This is a genomic window from Streptomyces sp. NPDC041135 (genome assembly GCF_055592085.1).
Genome location: NZ_JBVIYZ010000018.1, coordinates 21,156 through 35,736, shown reverse-complemented (window position 1 = coordinate 35,736; position 14,581 = coordinate 21,156). Strand labels below are relative to the sequence as shown.

At 73.4% G+C, this 14,581-nt stretch carries 13 protein-coding genes; 7 read left to right on the top strand and 6 right to left on the bottom strand.

What is annotated here, in order from left to right; genetic code table 11:
- The first annotated feature begins 64 nt into the window (after nt 1–64).
- The 6 genes from dacB to folE all read left to right on the top strand — a co-directional run bounded on the left by dacB (nt 65) and on the right by folE (nt 7,813).
- Nucleotides 65–1,675: a D-alanyl-D-alanine carboxypeptidase/D-alanyl-D-alanine endopeptidase gene (gene dacB / locus ACZ6CZ_RS29355; protein ID WP_469027148.1), complete on the top strand. Its 1,611-nt coding sequence runs from the start codon at nt 65–67 to the stop codon at nt 1,673–1,675.
- Nucleotides 1,676–1,774: 99 nt separating this feature from the next.
- Nucleotides 1,775–2,905: a zinc-dependent metalloprotease gene (locus ACZ6CZ_RS29350; RefSeq protein ID WP_469027145.1), complete on the top strand. Its 1,131-nt coding sequence runs from the start codon at nt 1,775–1,777 to the stop codon at nt 2,903–2,905.
- A 193-nt stretch (nt 2,906–3,098) separates the two neighbouring features.
- A complete protein-coding gene (gene tilS / locus ACZ6CZ_RS29345; RefSeq protein WP_469027143.1) occupies nt 3,099–4,175 on the top strand; it encodes a tRNA lysidine(34) synthetase TilS in 1,077 nt (358 codons plus the stop codon).
- Nucleotides 4,176–4,303: 128 nt separating this feature from the next.
- The gene (gene hpt / locus ACZ6CZ_RS29340; protein WP_037681206.1) at nt 4,304–4,864 is read left to right on the top strand and encodes a hypoxanthine phosphoribosyltransferase; all 561 of its coding nucleotides are present in this window, start codon (nt 4,304–4,306) and stop codon (nt 4,862–4,864) included.
- Between the two features lie 195 nt (nt 4,865–5,059).
- A complete protein-coding gene (ftsH, locus tag ACZ6CZ_RS29335) occupies nt 5,060–7,099 on the top strand; it encodes an ATP-dependent zinc metalloprotease FtsH (protein ID WP_469027142.1) in 2,040 nt (679 codons plus the stop codon).
- 108 nt (nt 7,100–7,207) lie between these two features.
- Nucleotides 7,208–7,813, top strand: a complete 606-nt coding sequence (folE, locus tag ACZ6CZ_RS29330; RefSeq protein ID WP_469027140.1) for a GTP cyclohydrolase I FolE — start codon at nt 7,208–7,210, stop codon at nt 7,811–7,813.
- Between the two features lie 16 nt (nt 7,814–7,829).
- Here the strand turns inward: folE and ACZ6CZ_RS29325 are convergent, their stop codons facing one another.
- From ACZ6CZ_RS29325 to ACZ6CZ_RS29300, 6 genes are all read right to left on the bottom strand, one after another.
- The gene (locus ACZ6CZ_RS29325) at nt 7,830–8,318 is read right to left on the bottom strand and encodes a DUF3180 domain-containing protein (RefSeq protein WP_469027139.1); all 489 of its coding nucleotides are present in this window, start codon (nt 8,316–8,318) and stop codon (nt 7,830–7,832) included.
- A gap of 121 nt (nt 8,319–8,439) precedes the next feature.
- Nucleotides 8,440–9,051 (bottom strand): 2-amino-4-hydroxy-6-hydroxymethyldihydropteridine diphosphokinase, encoded by a 612-nt coding sequence (folK, locus tag ACZ6CZ_RS29320; RefSeq protein WP_469027136.1) that lies wholly within the window; start codon nt 9,049–9,051, stop codon nt 8,440–8,442.
- Nucleotides 9,048–9,407 carry a dihydroneopterin aldolase gene (gene folB / locus ACZ6CZ_RS29315; protein ID WP_469027134.1) on the bottom strand — a complete coding sequence of 120 codons (360 nt, stop codon included), beginning with the start codon at nt 9,405–9,407 and terminating at the stop codon, nt 9,048–9,050. The genes folK and folB overlap by 4 nt, the downstream gene beginning before the upstream one ends.
- A gap of 251 nt (nt 9,408–9,658) precedes the next feature.
- On the bottom strand, nt 9,659–10,213 hold the full coding sequence (locus ACZ6CZ_RS29310; protein ID WP_469027132.1) for a nuclear transport factor 2 family protein: 555 nt from the start codon (nt 10,211–10,213) through the stop codon (nt 9,659–9,661).
- Nucleotides 10,210–11,196: a dihydropteroate synthase gene (gene folP / locus ACZ6CZ_RS29305; protein WP_469027129.1), complete on the bottom strand. Its 987-nt coding sequence runs from the start codon at nt 11,194–11,196 to the stop codon at nt 10,210–10,212. The genes ACZ6CZ_RS29310 and folP overlap by 4 nt, the downstream gene beginning before the upstream one ends.
- A gap of 124 nt (nt 11,197–11,320) precedes the next feature.
- The gene (locus ACZ6CZ_RS29300; protein WP_469027127.1) at nt 11,321–13,210 is read right to left on the bottom strand and encodes a phosphatidylglycerol lysyltransferase domain-containing protein; all 1,890 of its coding nucleotides are present in this window, start codon (nt 13,208–13,210) and stop codon (nt 11,321–11,323) included.
- Between the two features lie 206 nt (nt 13,211–13,416).
- Between ACZ6CZ_RS29300 and ACZ6CZ_RS29295 the strand changes: the two genes are divergently transcribed.
- Nucleotides 13,417–14,541: an alpha/beta hydrolase gene (locus ACZ6CZ_RS29295; protein ID WP_469027125.1), complete on the top strand. Its 1,125-nt coding sequence runs from the start codon at nt 13,417–13,419 to the stop codon at nt 14,539–14,541.
- The last annotated feature ends 40 nt before the right edge of the window (nt 14,542–14,581 follow it).

The window sequence follows — 14,581 nt, the reverse complement described above, 5'->3', positions numbered from 1 at the left end:
GATCAACACATAGTTCTGGTGGTTAAGTGTCCCTCACGCAGGTGTGTGATCGCGAAAGGGGCTGGTGGTCGTGCCAGAGCTGAGGCCTTGGCGGGCCGCGAGACCGCACGTGGTGCGGATCGCGGATGCCGTACGACCGCGTCTGGCCCGTGCCGCGACCGCCGCGGGACCGCGGGTCGCGCGGCTGGCCGGAGCGGTGCGGCCGCGGCTCGCGCGGGTCGCGCACCTCCCCGGGCCGCGGACCGTCAGAACCTGGCAGTACACCGCGGGTGCCGTCACGGCCGGGCTGGCGCTGGCCGCCGGAGTGGTGACCGTCGCCGGTCCCTGGGACGGCAACGGTCAGCGTACGGCCGAGCGGGACCGGGCGGCCGCCCTGGAGCGATCAGGTGGCGCAGATCACGATGGCCCCGGCACGGCGGCCGGGGCGCCCCGGCCGGCGCCGAGCGCCGCCTCCGTGCTCACCGGGCTGGGCGGCGCGACCGGTGCCGTGCTGCCCCGGAAGGCCGCACCCGACACCCGGCCCGTCGCTGACGTCCTCGACCCCCTGATGGGCGCCGGCGCCCTCGGCGGCACCCACAGCGCGGTGGTCGTCGACGTGGCCACCGGCCGGCACCTGTACGACGCCGGCGCCGGCCAGGCCCTCACGCCCGCCTCCACCACCAAGATCGCCACCGCCGTCGCCGCCCTGTCCGCCCTGGGCCCCGACCACCGCCTCACCACCCGCACCGCGTTCGAACCGGACACCGGCGAGCTGGTCCTGGTCGGCGGCGGCGACCCCACCCTCACCGCCCGCCGGCCGGCAGGGGGCTGGGCGAGCCTGCGCACCCTGGCCGCGGACACGGCGGACGCCTTGGCCGAGCGCGGCGTCCACGGCGTGACGCTCTCCTACGACACCACCCTGTACAGCGGCCCCGCGCTGCACCCCATCGGCGTCAACGACAACCTCGCCCCCGTCAGCGCCCTCAGCGCCGACGAGGGCCGCACCGATGACTCCGTCAGCGGCCCCGCGCCCCGCACCGCCGACCCCGCGGCGGAGGCCGCCCGCACCTTCGCCACCCTGCTGGAGAACGCCGGCGTCAAGGTGAGCGCCCCCGGCCCGTCCAAGGCCTCCACCCGCGCCGAGACCCTCGCCACCGTCTCCTCGCCCCCGCTGTCCGCCCTGGTCGAGCGGATGCTGACCAACAGCGACAACGACATCGCCGAGGCGCTGGCCCGCCAGACCGCCCTCGCGACCGGCGGCCGGGGCAGTTTCGACGGCGGCGCCCGGGCCGTCGCCGCCCGGCTGAAGCAGCTCGGCCTGCCGCTGTCCGGCGCCGCCTTCCACGACGGCAGCGGCCTCGACCGCGACGACCGGCTCACCGCGAACCTTCTGACCGCCCTCCTCGTCACCGCCGGCGACCCCGCCCGGCCGGGCCTGCGCCCCGTCCTCACCGGCCTGCCCGTCGCGGGCTTCACCGGCACCCTGAGCAGCCGTTACACCGACGGCGCGGCCGGCGTCGTACGCGCCAAGACCGGCACCCTGACGGGCGTCAACACCCTCGCGGGCACGGTCGTCGACCAGGACGGGCGGCTGCTGGCCTTCGCCTTCCTGGCCTCCGGGACCACCAGCCCCCTCGACGCACAGGCGGCCCTGGACAAGGCGGCGACGGCGCTGGCCGGCTGCGGTTGCGACTGACCCGCGGACCGGCCCGGCGCCCGCGCCCCGCTCCGGCGGCCCGCACCCCGGCCGCCCCACGGCCTGCCCGAAGTCAGGGCCCTCACGTACGGTTGACGCATGACGAGCATCGGTGGCGCAGCATCCGGGATGGTCGACTGGAACCTCGCGGTCGCGACCGCGACACGGCTCGTACGGCCGGGACCGGAGGTCAGCCGGGACGAGGCGCGGGCCGTCGTGGCGGAACTGCGCCGGCACGCGAAGGCCTCCGAGCAGCACGTCCGGGGCTTCACCCGGATGGGCACCGAGGACACCCACGACACCCCCGTCCTCGTCGTCGACCGCCCCGGCTGGGTCCGGGCGAACGTCGCCGGCTTCCGCGAGATCCTCAAGCCGCTGCTGGACAAGATGCAGGAGCGCCGCGGCAGCTCCGCGGGCAACGCGGTCCTCGGCGCCGTAGGCGGCAAGGTGACCGGCGTCGAACTCGGCATGCTGCTGTCGTTCCTCTCCTCCCGGGTCCTCGGCCAGTACGAGACCTTCGCCCCCGCCGGCCGCGACCTGCCCGCCGGGGGGAACGGCGGCGGCCGGCTGCTGCTGGTGGCGCCGAACATCGTGCACGTGGAGCGCGAACTCGACGTGCAGCCGCACGACTTCCGTCTGTGGGTCTGCCTGCACGAGGAGACCCACCGCACGCAGTTCACCGCCGTGCCCTGGCTGCGCGACCACCTCGAGGGCGAAATCCAGTCTTTTCTGGCCGAGACCGACGTCGACCCGATGACCGTCCTGGAGCGCGTCCGGGAGGCCGCGCAGTCCCTGGTGGGTGGCCGGCCCGAGGCCGAGGAGGACGACGGCGGCCGCTCGTTCGTGGAACTGGTGCAGACCCCGGCCCAGCGCGAGATCCTCGGCCGCCTCACCGCCGTCATGTCCCTGCTGGAGGGGCACGCCGACTTCGTCATGGACGGGGTCGGCCCGGACGTCGTCCCGAGTGTCGAGGAGATCCGCGAGAAGTTCCAGCAGCGCCGCGCCAAGGGCGCCTCCCGGCTGGACACGGCCCTGCGCAAGCTGCTGGGTCTGGACGCCAAACTCAGGCAGTACCGGGACGGCGAGCGCTTCGTGCGGGGCGTCGTGGACGAGGTCGGCATGGACGGCTTCAACCGGGTGTGGACCTCGCCCAACACCCTGCCCACCAAGGCCGAGATCGCCAAACCGGCGGACTGGGTCGCGCGGGTGCACCGCAGGGGCGACGCGTGAGCGGTGCGCGGCGGGCGTGAAAGGAATCCGGCCGACGGCAGGCGAACGCCCCTCCAATCACCCGTCCGAGGGACCGTGAGCGGGGGGTAGGCGTGCAATGCTCGGGGAACGGCCTGGTTCTGTCACCATCTACACACTCTGCGTGACCGAACCTCGGGCTCACCCCCCGACAACTTCATGAAGGGAACCGGACATGGGTCCCCATCCTGCGGTCGCGGCGATACGCCTGGCGGTCCGCCGCGTCCTCCACGACATCCTCATCGACCACCAGACCTCCACCCCCGCCGGCCGCCGCACCACCACGGCCGGCCCAGGCGTCCCCGCCGCCCCGGACCACCCCCCGCACGAGCCGTCCGCGCCCCCGCTCGTGCTCGTCGCGTGCTCCGGCGGCGCCGACTCCATGGCCCTCGCCTCCGCCCTCGCGTTCGAGGCCCCCCGGCTCGGCATCCGCGCCGGCGGCATCACCGTCGACCACGGCCTCCAGCCCGGGTCCGGCCTGCGCGCCGAGGAGGTCGTCCTGCGCATGCGCGGACTCGGCCTCGACCCGGCCGAGTCCGTCGCCGTGACCGTCGGCCGCGAGGGCGGGCCCGAGGCCGCCGCCCGCGACGCCCGCTACGGCGCCCTCGACGACGCCGCCGCCCGGCACGGCGCCGCCGCGGTCCTGCTCGGCCACACCCGCGACGACCAGGCCGAGACCGTCCTGCTCGGCCTCGCCCGCGGTTCCGGCATCCGCTCCCTGTCCGGCATGGCCGCGGTCTCGGGGGCCGGCGGCCGTTACCGGCGCCCCTTCCTGCACCTGGACCGGCAGACCGCCCGCAAGGCCTGCATGGTCCAGTCGCTGCCCGTCTGGGACGACCCGCACAACGCCGACCCCGCCTACACCCGCTCCCGGGTGCGCCACGAGGGGCTGCCCGCCCTGGAGAAGGCACTCGGCAAAGGCGTCGTGGAAGCCCTCGCGCGCACCGCCCAGCTCTCCCGCGACGACGCCGACGCCCTCGACGCCTGGGCCCGGCAGGCCGAGGCCTCCGTGCGCGACGGCGCGGGCCTGCTGGAGTGCGCCAAGCTCTACGCCCTGCCGCCCGCCGTGCGCCGCCGCATCCTGCGCCGCGCCGCCATCGAGGCCGGGGCACCGGCCGGCGCGCTGTTCGCCCGCCACATCGAGGAAGTCGACCGGCTGATCACCGGGTGGCGCGGCCAGGGAGCCATCAATCTCCCGGGCAAAGTCGTCGCCCAGCGCCAGGGTGGCAGACTGGTGATTCGGCAGGGCTGAATCCCGGCCGCCCGGAGGAGCCGTGCGACGGACCCTCCCAGGGTCCCGCGAGGGACCGGGACCCTGCCGGTCCGGGCAGCCGGGTCCGGTGACAGCCGGTGGCCGTAAGTGCGGGACGACCGAAAGTGATGCGGGTGGACGCGAAAGACATGGGTGCCGACCTCAAGCAGGTGCTCATCACCAAGGAAGAGATCGACGCGAAGCTGGCCGAGCTGGCCGCCAAGATCGACGCGGAGTACGCGGGCAAGGACCTGCTGATCGTCGGCGTCCTCAAGGGCGCGGTGATGGTCATGGCCGACCTCGCCCGGGCGCTGTCCACCCCCGTCACCATGGACTGGATGGCCGTGTCCTCCTACGGCGCGGGCACCCAGTCCTCCGGCGTCGTCCGGATCCTGAAGGACCTGGACACCGACATCAAGGGCAAGCACGTCCTGATCGTCGAGGACATCATCGACTCCGGCCTGACCCTGTCCTGGCTGCTGTCCAACCTCGGTTCGCGCGAGCCCGCCTCCCTCAAGGTGTGCACGCTGCTGCGCAAGCCCGAGGCGGCCAAGGTGGCCATCGACGTGGAGTGGGTCGGCTTCGACATCCCCAACGAGTTCGTCGTCGGCTACGGCCTCGACTACGCCGAGAAGTACCGCAACCTGCCCTTCGTCGGCACGCTCGCGCCGCACGTCTACGGCGGCTGAGCCGGACGGGCACGCTTCCCGGCGTGATCGGGAACCCCAGCGGCCCCCGCGGCGTTGGAGCTAACAGAGACGGGAATGACAGCCGTCCGGTGCGGCTTCGTGCGGCTTCGGGCGACAATGCTGGGGTACCGTCAGAAGAACTGTCTTATCAAACTCACTATGGCAGGAGGGACGGGGCGGCTCCGCTCCGTATGGATGGACGTGAAGCGATACTTCCGTGGGCCGGTCATGTGGATCGTGCTGGCCGTCCTTGCCGTGGTCGTGTTGATGCAGGTCGTCGGCTCGTCCGGCGGCTACAAGACGGTGGACACCGGCCAGGTCGTGGCGGCGATCAACAACAACAAGGTGCAGTCGGTCAAGCTGACCACCGGTGACGAGCAGACCGTCAAGGCCACGCTGAAGGACGGCGTGAAGGTCGACGGCAGCTCGAAGATCCAGGCGAGCTACATCGGCGACCAGGGCGTGGCCATTGCCGGCACGCTGCAGGGCAAGTACCAGGACAAGCAGATCCCGGACGGCTACACCGTGTCGCCGTCCAAGCAGAACCCGTTCCTCGGCGTCCTGCTCTCCCTGCTGCCCTTCGTACTCATCGTGGTCGTCTTCCTGTTCCTGATGAATCAGATGCAGGGCGGCGGCTCCCGGGTCATGAACTTCGGCAAGTCCAAGGCCAAGCTCATCACCAAGGACACCCCGAAGACGACCTTCTCCGACGTCGCCGGCTGCGACGAGGCCGTCGAGGAGCTCCAGGAGATCAAGGAGTTCCTCCAGGAACCGGCCAAGTTCCAGGCCGTCGGTGCCAAGATCCCCAAGGGCGTGCTCCTCTACGGCCGCCCCGGTACCGGCAAGACGCTCCTCGCGCGCGCCGTCGCCGGTGAGGCCGGGGTGCCCTTCTACTCGATCTCCGGTTCCGACTTCGTCGAGATGTTCGTCGGTGTCGGTGCCTCCCGGGTCCGTGACCTCTTCGAGCAGGCCAAGGCGAACGCCCCGGCGATCGTCTTCGTCGACGAGATCGACGCCGTCGGCCGGCACCGCGGCGCGGGCCTCGGCGGCGGTCACGACGAGCGCGAGCAGACCCTGAACCAGCTGCTCGTGGAGATGGACGGGTTCGACGTGAAGGGCGGCGTCATCCTGATCGCCGCCACGAACCGCCCGGACATCCTCGACCCGGCGCTGCTGCGCCCCGGCCGGTTCGACCGGCAGATCGCGGTCGACCCGCCGGACCTGATGGGCCGCCTGGAGATCCTCAAGGTCCACCAGAAGGGCAAGCCGGTCGCGCCCGACGTCGACCTGGCCGCGGTCGCCCGCCGTACGCCCGGCTTCACGGGTGCGGACCTGTCGAACGTGCTGAACGAGGCGGCGCTGCTCACGGCCCGCAGCGACAAGAAGCTCATCGACAACTCGATGCTGGACGAGGCGATCGACCGTGTGGTCGCGGGCCCGCAGAAGCGGACCCGGATCATGTCGGACAAGGAGAAGAAGATCACCGCGTACCACGAGGGCGGTCACGCCCTGGTCGCGGCGGCGTCTCCGAACTCCGACCCGGTGCACAAGATCACGATCCTCTCCCGCGGCCGGGCCCTCGGTTACACGATGGTCCTCCCGGACGAGGACAAGTACTCGACCACGCGCAACGAGATGCTCGACCAGCTGGCCTACATGCTGGGCGGCCGCGCGGCCGAGGAACTGGTCTTCCACGACCCGACCACGGGCGCCGCGAACGACATCGAGAAGGCCACGGCCACCGCCCGCGCGATGGTCACCCAGTACGGCATGACCGAGCGTCTGGGTGCGATCAAGTTCGGCGGCGACAACACCGAGCCCTTCCTCGGACGTGAGATGGCTCACCAGCGCGACTACTCGGAAGAGGTCGCCGCGCTGGTGGACGAGGAAGTCAAGAAGCTCATCGAGAACGCGCACAACGAGGCCTGGGAGATCCTGGTCGAGAACCGCGACGTCCTCGACAACCTGGTGCTCCAGCTGCTGGAGCGGGAGACGCTCGGCAAGGAGGAGATCGCCGAGATCTTCGCCACCATCGTCAAGCGCCCCCCGCGGCCCGCCTGGACGGGCTCCTCGCGCCGCACGCCGTCCACCCGCCCGCCGGTGCTCTCCCCCAAGGAGCTGGCACTGACCAACGGGGCGAACGGCTCGACGCCGGCCATCAGCACGGTGAAGTCCACGGCGGCCGAGTCCGCCCCGGTGACCGAGGCGGCCCCCGAGGACCGCTCCGAGAGCTGACCGACCGGCTCCCGGAGCCGGAATGGATGCCGCGCCCCCCAGGTTCTAGCCTGGGGGGCGCGGCATTTCGCATGCCCGCAGATGACACGCACAGGAACGAGGCTGCACATGACCGACCCCGTGACGCTGGACGGCGAGGGGGCGATCGGCGCGTTCGACGAGAAGCGCGCCGAGAACGCCGTACGCGAACTGCTGATCGCGGTCGGCGAGGACCCGGACCGCGAGGGCCTCCGGGAGACGCCGGCGCGGGTGGCGCGGGCCTACCGGGAGATCTTCGCGGGGCTGTGGCAGGAGCCGCAGGACGTGCTGACGACGACGTTCGACCTGGGCCACGACGAGATGGTGCTGGTGAAGGACATCGAGGTGTACAGCACCTGCGAACACCATCTCGTGCCCTTCCGCGGAGTCGCCCACGTCGGGTACATCCCGTCGGAGACCGGGAAGATCACCGGTCTGTCGAAGCTGGCCCGGCTGGTCGACGTCTACGCCCGCAGGCCGCAGGTGCAGGAGCGGCTGACCACGCAGATCGCGGACTCGCTGATGGAGATCCTCGAGCCGCGGGGCGTGATCGTGGTCATCCAGTGCGAGCACATGTGCATGTCGATGCGCGGCATCCGCAAGCCCGGGGCGAAGACCATAACGTCGGCGGTGCGCGGGCAGCTGCGGGACGCGGCGACGCGCAACGAGGCGATGAGCCTCATCATGGCGCGCTGACCGCGTCCGGGGCCGGTCAGGCCGCGGGCTGGGCCCCGGCGCGGTCCTGCTCGTCGTCCTCCGGGAGCTTGCACACGCGCTCCAGGAAGAGGGCGGCCGCTATCACCGCGATCCCGGCCAGGACCGAGAACCCGGCGTAGAAGGCCTGGTCGCGGCGGGCGGGCTGGTCGAGCAGTTCCAGCAGGAACACGCCCGTACCGCCGTACATGCCGGCGACGAGGGCGGCGACCAGGGCGCTGGCCTGTCCGAAGACGACCGCGCGGGCGGCCATCAGCGGGTCGACGCCCTTGGCGCCGGGGCGGCGCTCGCGCTGGGCCCGGAGCCGGGCGCGCAGCGAGAGCGCGGTGGCGAGCAGGACCACGGCGATCAGGGCCAGGACGATGGGGGCGGCCAGGGGGATGCCGGGGAGGGTCCCGACCGAGTTCCACAGGCGGGCACCCGCCCAGGACAGGACGCCGGCGACGACGAACACGCCGGCCAGCACCCTGATGCGCAGCTCTTTCACGGTGTCCCTTCAGCTCCCCCGGACCGCCGGGGTCGGCGGCCGACCCCGGCCGCCGTACCCGTGCCCGTTCCCGTATGGGCGGTCGTCCCGGACGCCGCCGTGGCCCTGTCGACCTTAACGACTACTCGGGCAGTCGGAGTTCCAGGTCCTGGCGTACGGCCACGCCGTCGTCGGTGAGGACGGACAGCAGGTCGGCCACCGGGCCCCGGCCGGGCAGCTGGGCCCCGGGGTCGACGTCCCGCCAGGGGGCGAGGACGAAGGCCCGCTGGTGGGCGCGCGGGTGGGGGAGGGTGAGCTGCGGGTCGTCGGAGACGACGTCGGCGTAGGCGACGATGTCGACGTCCAGGGTGCGCGGGCCCCAGCGCTCGTCGCGGACGCGGTGGAAGGCCTCCTCGACGGCGTGGGCGCGCTCCAGCAGCGACGACGGGGGCAGCGTGGTCTTCACGACCACGACCGCGTTGAAGTACGACGGCTGGCTGCCGGGCTCGACGCCCCAGGGCTCGGTCTCGTAGACCGGGGAGACGGCCTTGACCCGCACGCCGGGGGTGTCCTCCAGGGCGTCGACGGCGCCCTGGAGGGTCTCCAGGCGGTTGCCGAGGTTGGAGCCGAGGGAGAGCACGGCGCGCCGGGGATTGCTCAGCGTGACGTCGGCGGCGTCGACCTGCGCGACGACGGAGGCGGGCACCGGCTGGACGGTCGGGTCGCTCAGACCACTGGTGGAAGGTCGCGTCATACTCGGCTCCGGATGATGGTGACGGTCACGTCGTCGAAGGGGACGGTGATCGGCGCGTCCGGCTTGTGGACGCGCACCTCGACCTCCTGGACCGCCTCGTGCTTCAGACAGGTCTGGGCGATCCGCTCGGCGAGCGTCTCGATGAGGTTGACCGGCTCGCCCTCGACCACGGCGACGACCTCCTCGGCCACGATGCCGTAGTGCACGGTCTTCGCCAGGTCGTCGTCGGCGGCGGCCGACCGGGTGTCCAGGCCGAGGACGAGATCCACGATGAAGGTCTGGCCCTCCTCGCGTTCCTTGGGGAACACACCGTGATGCCCGCGGGCCTTCAGGCCGCGCAGCGCGACACGATCCACGCGAATCACTCCTGCAATCGTCGGGAAGGGCCGGTCGGTGCCGCGTGCGGGCGGCGTCTCCGGCCTCGGACGAATCTACCTGCGGGCACCGGCGCGGCCTCGACTCCGGGGGGTGCGGGTCCGGCCCGCCCCAGGCGGGTTCGTGACGCGTTTTCCCCGGGGAACCCGGCGGCTCACCGGTTGGTAGCCGCATTTACCCGCGACATGGTGAGTCCAACCACGTCCCGGTCGCGGCCGGCCCGGCCGTGCGTTCACAGGGGCGGCTGGTCGTCCGGGTCGACGCCGTTCACCCCGCCCGCTCCCTCGCCGCCCTCCGCCTCGTCGGCGTCGTCGTCGCTCTCGGCCAGGACGGGTGAGGCGTGGTGCGCCCAGAGTTTCCAGCCGGAGGCGGTGCGGCGGAAGACGTTGGTGGCGACGACGAGCTGGCCGATCAGCGGGCCCAGCTCCTCGCCGCCCTCCGGGGCCGGCCCGCCGCTGAGGATGTTCTCCGTGCAGGTCACCAGGGCGGTGTCACCGGTGACGGAGACGTGCACGTCGGTGAGGAAGAACTGGATGTAGTCGGTGTTCGCCATGATCAGGGCGTACGACCGCAGGACCTCGCCGCGGCCGGTGAGCACCGGCCAGCCGGGGTGCACGCAGGAGATCACGCCGGTGTCCGCCGGGTCGTGGTACTCCTCGTCGACGCCGACGTCGGAGGGCGTGAGCCACAGGTCGGACAGTTCCTCGAAGTCGCCCTGCTCCAGCGCCTCGTAGAAGGCGGTGTTGGCGGCCTCGACCTGCTCGACGTCCGTATGGGGGGCGCTCACCGGGTTCCTTCCGCGCCGGGCGTGCGGGACGAGGGCTGCGCCGGGGAGATGCCGCCGGCGCCGGGTGCGTGTCCTGAGGCGTGCACGGGGCGCGTGTCGTCGGCGCCCGGCGCTCGGCCGGCGCCGCGCGCCCCTTCCACGGCGCGGGCGACGCGTACCGCGTCGGCGGTCGCGCGCACCTCGTGCACGCGGACCGCCCACGCCCCGGCGTGCGCGGCGAGGGCGGAGACGGCGGCCGTGGCGGCGTCGCGCTCCCGCGCGGGCGGGGGCGCGCCCTCCGGTCCGGCGAGGACGCGGCCGAGGAAGCGCTTGCGGGAGGCGGCGACGAGCAGCGGGTGGCCCAGGGCGCGCAGACGGTCGAGGTGGGCGAGCAGGGCGAGGTCGTGCTCGGCGCCCTTGGAGAAGCCGAGGCCGGGGTCGACGACGACGCGGTCGGGGGCGACGCCGCCGGCGAGGACGGCCTCCACGCGCGCGTGCAGTTCCTCGACGACTTCCGCGACGACGTCCTCGTACACGCCCTGCACGGCGCCGCCGCGCAGGAAGCCGCGCCAGTGCATGACCACGAAGGGGACGCCCGCCTCGGCCACCACCGGGATCATCGCGGGGTCGGCCAGGCCGCCGCTGACGTCGTTGACGAGGACGGCACCGGCCGCGAGGGCCCGGGCGGCGACGGAGGCGCGCATGGTGTCGACGGAGACGACGACGCCCTCGGAAGCGAGGCCGCGGACCACCGGGACGACCCGGCGCAGTTCCTCGGCCTCGTCGACGCGGGTGGCGCCCGGACGGGTGGACTCGCCGCCGACGTCGACCAGGTCGGCGCCCTCGGCGACCAGTTCCAGGCCGTGCTTGACGGCGGCCGTCGTGTCGAACCAGCGGCCGCCGTCGGAGAAGGAGTCGGGGGTGACGTTCACGACACCCATGACCGCGCACCGGTCCCATGCCGGAAGGCCTGCCACCAGGCCGCGCCCGCTGTGGTTGCTCATACGTTCAGCGTAGGCCCCAGGGCGGAGCGGATCATGCCCGGTGGCCGGGGAGCCGGTCCGGGGCCGCCCGCGTCCCGCGCAGCCCGCCCGGGGCCGCCGGCGCCCCGCGCAGCCCGCCCGGGACCTACGCGGCGCGGGCATCCCGTTCGGTGAGCCGGTGGGCGCAGGCGCGCGCCGGGGCCGCGCGGCGGCGCAGGAAGCGCGGCAGGGTCAGGGCGAGATCGAGGAAGCCCTCGGCCTGGAGGGCGGCGAAGCCGATCCGGGGCAGGTCGCCGGGGGCCCGGTAGACGACGAAGCGCGGTTCCCACCGGGGCTGGAACTTGGCGTTGAACCGGTACAGCGACTCGATCTGGAACCAGCGGGACAGGAAGACGAGCAGTCCCCGCCAGGCGCGCAGCACCGGCCCGGCGCCGATCTTCTCCCCGCGCGCGAGGGCGGCGCGGAACATCGCGAAGTTCAGCGAGATCCGGGCGACGCCGAGCCGCGGGGCGGCCTGGAGGGCGGCGACGATCAGCAGTTCGTTCATGCCCGGGTCGGCCGAGCGGTCGCGGCGCATCAGGTCCAGGGAGACGCCGTCCGCCCCCCAGGGGACGAAGTGCAGGATCGCCTTCAGGTCGCCGAACTCGCCGGGCCGGTCGCCGTCCCGGCCGTCTCCCGGCACCGCCCGGCCGGCGGCGTCGTGCGCCACCGCGTCGACCCGGTGGGCGGTCGCGATCAGGCAGTCGCCGTCGGCGGGGTCGCCGATGCGGCCCAGTGCCATGGAGAAGCCGCGCTCGGTGTCGGTGCCGCGCCAGGCCTCCGCCGCGCGGCGCAGCCGGTCCAGTTCGGTGTCGCCGATGTCACGGACGCGCCGGACCCGGGTCTCGTAGCCGGACCGCTCGATGCGCTTGACCATCTGGCGCACATTGCGCATCGCGCGTCCGGCGAGCGAGAAATCCGCGACGTCCACCACCGCCTCGTCGCCCAGTTCGAGGGCGTCCAGGCCGGTCTCCCGGGTCCACACCTCGCCGCCCGTCTCGGAGCAGCCCATGACGGCGGGGGTCCAGGAGTGGGCCTTGGCCTCGTCCATGAAGCGCTCGATGGCGCCGGGCCAGGCCTCGACGTCCCCGATGGGGTCGCCGCTGGCGAGCATCACGCCGGAGACGACGCGGTAGGTGACCGCGGCCTTGCCGCTGGGGGAGAAGACGACCGCCTTGTCGCGCCGGAGCGCGAAGTGGCCGAGGGAGTCGCGGCCGCCGTGCCGCTCCAGCAGGGCCCGCAGCCGGGTCTCGTCCTCCTGCGTCAGCCGCGCGGCGGGGTGTTCGGGGCGCAGGGCGAAGTAGGCGGTGGTGACGGCGGTGAGCAGGCCCAGGGCGCCGAGGGAGCAGGCCACGGTCCAGGAGGTGGAGCCCTGGTAGTCCACCGGGCCCTCGAAGCCGAACAGGCCGTAGACGACGTGCGTGAGACGGTCGGCCACGCTCGGGTCGCCGACGGTGCGCCCGGGGTGGACGCTGACGACGACCAGCCCGAGGGCGAGGGAACCCGCGCTCATCAGGACGAAGTTGGCGAGCGCCCGCCAGCGGCTGCGGGGGTCGGGCAGGGCGGCGAACTCGTTGCGGTGGCGCAGCAGGGGCACCAGCAGGGCGACCGAGATGAGCATCCCGAGGACCGAGTGGCGGTACGCGAACTGCGCCAGCGCGCCGGCCGGCAGCAGCGCGACCGCGGCCCGCCACGCCCGGCGCTTGTGCCGTTTCAGCCCGTGCGCGAGCAGCAGCAGCAGCACCCCGGTGCTGAGCGAGAGGGCCGCGGCGAACGGGCCGAGCGCGCCGGGCAGCACCTCGGCCATGGTGTGCATACGGCTGTGGCGGAAGCGCGGGAAGACGCCCGCGGCGATGTCGAGGGCACCCACCAGGGCGCTCGCCCGGCCGACCAGGGTGGGGACGGCCTCGGGGCGCGGAGCGCGCAGGGCCCGCCGCGCCGCGCCCGGCCGGTCCACAACCGTGCCCGATATTTCCCCATCTATCCTGACTGGCATCGCATCCCGTGGTTCCGCGAGAGACCGTGATCCCGGTGCCCGATTCGGGCATCCGGCGACATTGCGCCCTCTAGGACGGTGTCCCGGGGACGGAGGTTCACTGCCCTTCGGAAAGCCGGGTCAAAGGCCCGGGAAAGCACGGGGCAAGTCCGCGCGGTGGCGCGTGGACGGTCCGCGGGCGCAGAGCGCAGGCAGGAAGACGGCCCATGGGTCTCACGAGCGACAAGGTGCTGGCCGCGGCGGTCGCGTGCGCCGTCCTGCTGTTCGCCGGCACGGTCCGGTGGTGGCCGCTGCTCGCCCCCCGCAGCCGGCGGGCCGTCGGCGGGCGCGTCGGCCTGCTGCTCGCCACCCAGCTGGCGCTCTGCGGCTGCCTGGGGCTCGCCCTCAACCAGGCCTTCGGCTTCTACGCGAGCTGGGCGGACCTGTTCGGCCGGGAGACCGGCCAGGGGGTGGTCGTCGACCACACGGGCGCCGGCGCCGGCGGGCCCCTGCGGGTGCTGTCCACGGCCCCGGTGCGCGGCGCGGGCGGTGCGGCGCCGGGCACGGCCGGGCAGCTCCACACGGTGGCCGTCACGGGCCGCACCACCCGCCTCACCGCACCCGCGTACGTCTACCTTCCGCCGGAGTACGTCCAGCCGCGCTACCGCACGCGTACGTTCCCCGTGGCCGTCGTGCTGACCGGCTACCCGGGAACCGCGCGGGCGCTGGTGGACAAGCTGGGCTACCCGGGGACGGCCCGGCGGCTGGCCGGGGACGGGCGGATGCAGCCGATGGTCCTGGTGATGCTGCGGCCCACGGTGGCGCCGCCGCGCGACACCGAGTGCGTGGACGTCCCCGGAGGGCCGCGCACGGAGACGTTCCTCGCCGAGGACCTCCCGGAGGCCGTGCTGGCCCACTACCGGGTGGGGGCCGCACCCGGCGGCTGGGGCGTCATCGGCGACTCCACCGGCGGCTACTGCGCGCTGAAGCTCGCCATGCACCACCCCGGGGTGTACGCCGCGGGCGCCGGCCTGTCGCCGTACTACCGGGCGGCGAGCGACCCCACGACCGGTGACCTCTTCCACGGCGACCGGAACCTGCGCGACCGCGCCGACCTGTGGTGGTGCCTGGCGCACGCGCCCGCGCCCGACACCTCGCTGCTCGTCGCCGGCAGCAGGACCGGGGAGGCCGGCTACGGCGACCTGCGGAAGTTCGTCGGGCGGGTGAAGGCCACGGGCACGACCCGGATCTCGTCCATCGTCCTGGACAGCGGCGGGCACAACTTCACCACGTGGCGGCGGGAGATCCCGGCGGCGCTGCAGTGGCTGAGCGGCCGGCTCAGCCACCGGTGACACCCGGCCGCCCCCGCAGGGCTGTCCCGAGTGGCGCGAA